Source organism: Acidovorax sp. HMWF018 (assembly GCF_003061035.1).
Taxonomy (GTDB): domain Bacteria; phylum Pseudomonadota; class Gammaproteobacteria; order Burkholderiales; family Burkholderiaceae_C; genus Acidovorax; species Acidovorax delafieldii.
Map to the genome: position 1 here is coordinate 14890 of NZ_QAIM01000513.1, position 4239 is coordinate 19128.

At 61.7% G+C, this 4239-nt stretch carries 4 protein-coding genes and 1 tRNA gene; all 5 read right to left on the bottom strand.

The genetic code is table 11. From position 1 onward, the window contains the following. Window positions 1-99: 99 nt before the first annotated feature. Window positions 100-175: transfer RNA gene (locus DBR23_RS21870), tRNA-Ala, on the bottom strand. A gap of 65 nt (window positions 176-240) precedes the next feature. After that, window positions 241-1662 carry a glutamate--tRNA ligase gene (gene gltX / locus DBR23_RS21875; RefSeq protein WP_108499575.1) on the bottom strand — a complete coding sequence of 474 codons (1422 nt, stop codon included), beginning with the start codon at window positions 1660-1662 and terminating at the stop codon, window positions 241-243. A gap of 143 nt (window positions 1663-1805) precedes the next feature. Next, on the bottom strand, window positions 1806-3311 hold the full coding sequence (purF, locus tag DBR23_RS21880; RefSeq protein ID WP_056746391.1) for an amidophosphoribosyltransferase: 1506 nt from the start codon (window positions 3309-3311) through the stop codon (window positions 1806-1808). A gap of 78 nt (window positions 3312-3389) precedes the next feature. Next, window positions 3390-3878, bottom strand: a complete 489-nt coding sequence (locus DBR23_RS21885; RefSeq protein WP_108499576.1) for a CvpA family protein — start codon at window positions 3876-3878, stop codon at window positions 3390-3392. Between the two features lie 25 nt (window positions 3879-3903). Then, the coding region (locus DBR23_RS31475; RefSeq protein ID WP_233250664.1) for an SPOR domain-containing protein at window positions 3904-4239 on the bottom strand (336 nt) is incomplete at its 5' end.

The window sequence follows — 4239 nt, forward strand, 5'->3', positions numbered from 1 at the left end:
TACGGGGATTCGAACCCCGGTACTCACCGTGAAAGGGTGATGTCCTAGGCCTCTAGACGATAGGGTCAAAACCTTGGAACTAACCGTTATCAAGCGACGTGGTGGAGGTAAACGGGATCGAACCGATGACCTCTTGCATGCCATGCAAGCGCTCTCCCAGCTGAGCTATACCCCCACTGAATAACTTCAAACACTTTGTATTTGTTGTCATCACCTGAGCCTTGAATTATAGACAGATTTTTAGCGGTTTCGCAAACGCGCTATAACTTTTTCACGTCCGACCAGTTCCAGCACAGCATCGACCGATGGCGTGTGGGCGGTTCCGACCGTCAGGACACGCGCAGGCATCGCCAGCTGGGGCATCTTCAGACCCTGAGCCGTCAGCACCTGCTTGAATGCCGCGCTGATGGATGCCTTGTCCCACTCGCAGGCAGACAGTGCATCAGCCAGTGCGTCCAGAGCGGGCGCAATGGCGTCGGTGACATGCTGAGCGCGCTCTGCATCCACCGGAGTCACGTCGCCATAGAACACCTGCGCCCAGTTGGCAAGCACGACGGTGGTGTCGCACCGGTCTTTGAACAGCGCACAGATCCGGGGCAGACGCCCGTCGGCCAGCGCCTCAGCCGAAACACCACGCGCCTGCAATTGCGGAGCAATCAGCGCGGCCAAAGCGTCGTCAGCCATGGCTTTCAGGTGCTGGGCATTCACCCAGCGCAGCTTGGCTTCGTCAAACTGCGCAGCGCTGCGGCCCAGATGGTCGAGGTTGAACCACTGCAGAAACTGCTCGCGGCTGAAGATCTCATCGTCGCCGTGACTCCAGCCCAGACGCGCCAGATAGTTCACCATGGCATCGGGCAGATAACCTTCATCGCGGTATTGCGTCACCGGCTTGGCGCCGTTGCGCTTGCTCATCTTCTCGCCCTGCTCGTTGAGCACAGTGGGCAGGTGGGCATACACCGGGGGTTCCTTGCCCAGGGCGCGGAAGATGTTGATCTGACGCGGCGTGTTGTTCACATGGTCATCGCCTCGGATCACGTGCGTGATCGCCATGTCGATATCGTCCACCACCACGCAAAAGTTATAGGTGGGCGTGCCATCGGGCCGTGCGATGACCAGGTCATCCAGCTCATCATTGCTGATCTCAATGCGGCCCTTGACCTTGTCGTCCCAGGCCACAACGCCGCCCTGTGGGTTCTTGAAGCGCAGCACCGGCTGCACGCCTTCAGGAATGGCTGGCAAGGTCTTGCCAGCTTCAGGACGCCATGTGCCGTCGTAGCGAGGCTTCTCCTTGGCAGCCATCTGCCGCTCGCGCAGGGCATCCAGCTCAGCCACGCTCATGTAGCAGGGATACACGTGACCGGCAGCCTGCAACTCTGCGAGGACCGCCTTGTAACGATCCATGCGCTGCATCTGATAGAACGGGCCTTCGTCGTGGTTCAGACCCAACCAGGCCATGCCCTCAATGATGACGTCCACCGCCGCCTGGCTGGAGCGCTCCAGGTCGGTGTCTTCGATGCGCAAAATGAAATCCCCCCCCGTGGCACGGGCAAACGCCCAGGGATACAGCGCCGAGCGGATATTGCCCAGGTGGATGAACCCCGTGGGCGAGGGAGCGAAGCGGGTGCGTACGCGGCCCGTGCTGGAAGCAATGGTTTCAGTCATAAAAATCAATGCTGGCCCTCAACGGGGCCAGTTCTCAGGTGAGGTCAATCCATCAGGCGCAGTCAATACTGAAAGAGCATCGCCCGCTGTGCCGAAAGTCCAGCATCGCGTGCGATGGCACTAAGGGACTGCGTAAGCCTTGGCTACGCTTCTTGCGCGTTGGGCAACGCAAGGCGCGAGGTGTCTTCCTCGCCTTCTTCCGCACCCACGCGCCCTTCATTCAGGCTGGCAATCCCTTCCGCTGTGATGTCGCCAGTCACATACACACCGTCAAAGCACGAGGCATCGAAGCCGACGATGGCACTGTTGAGCGCACCCACAGCCCTCTTCATGCCATCTACATCCTGATAGATGAGAGCGTCGCAGCCGATGGCCTGGCGAATCTCTTCGACCGTGCGACCGTGGGCCACCAGTTCGCTGCTGGTGGGCATGTCGATGCCATACACATTGGGGTAGCGCACGGGCGGCGCCGCGCTGGCGAGGTACACCTTGCGGGCACCCGCGTCACGCGCCATCTGCACGATCTCGCGGCTGGTCGTGCCGCGCACGATGGAGTCGTCCACCAGCAACACGTTGCGGCCTTTGAATTCGCTGCCAATCACATTGAGCTTCTGGCGCACCGACTTTTTGCGCACGCCCTGCCCCGGCATGATGAAGGTGCGGCCCACGTACCGGTTTTTGACGAAGCCTTCCCGGTACGGGACGCCGAGCAGATGCGCCAGCTGGGTAGCGCTGGGGCGACTGGACTCGGGGATGGGGATGATCACATCGATCTCGTTGGGCGGCACGGTGGACACCACACGCTTGGCCAAGGCTTCACCCAGGTTCAGGCGGGCCTGGTAGACCGAGATGCCGTCAAGCACCGAATCGGGCCGCGCAAGGTACACAAACTCGAAGATGCAAGGGTTGAGCTGCGGATTCTCTGCGCACTGGCTGGCGTGAACCTGTCCGTCCAGCGTGATGAAAATCGCTTCGCCCGGATTGATGTTGCGCTCGAACACATGGGAGGTACCCTCCAGCGCCACCGACTCACTGCCCACCATCACGGTGCCGTCCTGGCTGCGGCCCATGGCCAGCGGGCGGATGCCGTGCGGGTCGCGGAAGGCCAGCAGACCGTGGCCTGCGATCAGCGCGATCACAGCATAGGAACCCTTGATGCGCTTGTGCACCGCACGCACGGCGGTGAAAACGTCCTCGGGCTGCAGAGGCACGCCCCGCGTGGCGCGTTCGAGTTCGTGCGCAAACACGTTCAGAAGGACTTCCGAATCACTTTCCGTGTTGGTGTGGCGGTGGTCCGTCTGGAACAGCTCGGTGCGCAGTTCGCGGGCGTTCGTCAGATTACCGTTGTGCACCAACACGATGCCGAACGGGGCATTGACGTAAAACGGTTGCGCCTCTTCTTCGCTGTAGGCGTTGCCGGCGGTGGGGTAACGCACCTGGCCCAGCCCCACATTGCCCGGCAGAGCGCGCATGTTGCGCGTGCGAAAAACGTCGCGCACCATGCCCTTGGCCTTGTGCATGAAGAATTTGCGGCCCTGCTGGGTCACGATGCCAGCAGCATCCTGGCCACGATGCTGCAAAAGCAGCAAAGCGTCATAGATCAGCTGATTGACGGGCGCAGGACTGACGACGCCGACGATTCCACACATAGTTGTATTCCATCCGTTTGCGGGAACAGCCCCGCGGTCATCCAACGGCAGCAGCTTCTGGCCGCTGCCGCTTCGATCTCACGAAGGCAGATGCCTTCCAAATTCGTCCGGCAGCGCCGGTTTCAACCCCTTGAGCACCTCGGCCAAGACCGGCGCGCCCCGCGACTCCCGCCACCACTGTGCCTCGTGCACGGGGGTAATGCCAGCCACCACGGCCACAGCAAGCAACAAAACGAGGCCGCGCAACACACCAAACACAGCGCCGAGGGTGCGGTCCGCCGGGCGCAGCCCTACGGCTTCCACCAGCTTCTTGGCCAGCCATGCCAGAAAACCACAGGCAAAAACCGAAGCCACAAACACCACGACAAAACCGGCTGCATACCGCAGCGACTCGCCCGACCCACCCATTGGCAACAAGGCCGCTGCATCGGCCGCAAACCATTGCGCCACAAAAAAAGACGCCACCCAGCCCAACACCGACAGCACTTCAAACACCAGTCCGCGCCACGCACCTATCAGCATGGAGGCCAGCAACACGGCCACAAACACCCAATCCAACGCAGCCATGGACAAGCGGCAGCCTGATCAATGTTTACAGGGTGAGCACCGACGCCGACAGGTCCAGCGACTTGATGCGGGCCGCCGCCTTGTCTGCCTCTGCCCGGTTGGTGAACGGACCCACGCGCACCCGGGTGCGCTTTCCGTCCTTGGTGTCCACCACCTGCGTATAGGTCTTGAGACCTGCCCGTTCCACCTTGGTGCGTGCTTCGCGGGCCTTTTCGGCATCAGCAAAGGCCCCCACCTGCACGATGAAGCGCGCCTCCTCGGCACTGGAGGCGGCTGGCGCCTCGGTGCTTCGGCCTTCCAACAGGGCGCGGGCACGTGCCGAATCGTCAGCACGTGCAGGCTTGGGTTCGGGGACGGGAGA

Bases quoted from the DNA above. Each gene is read 5' to 3' on its own strand.
- gltX (WP_108499575.1), bottom strand. From the start codon at position 1,662: ATGACTGAAACCATTGCTTCCAGCACGGGCCGCGTACGCACCCGCTTC.
- purF (WP_056746391.1), bottom strand. From the start codon at position 3,311: ATGTGTGGAATCGTCGGCGTCGTCAGTCCTGCGCCCGTCAATCAGCTG.
- DBR23_RS21885 (WP_108499576.1), bottom strand. From the start codon at position 3,878: ATGGCTGCGTTGGATTGGGTGTTTGTGGCCGTGTTGCTGGCCTCCATG.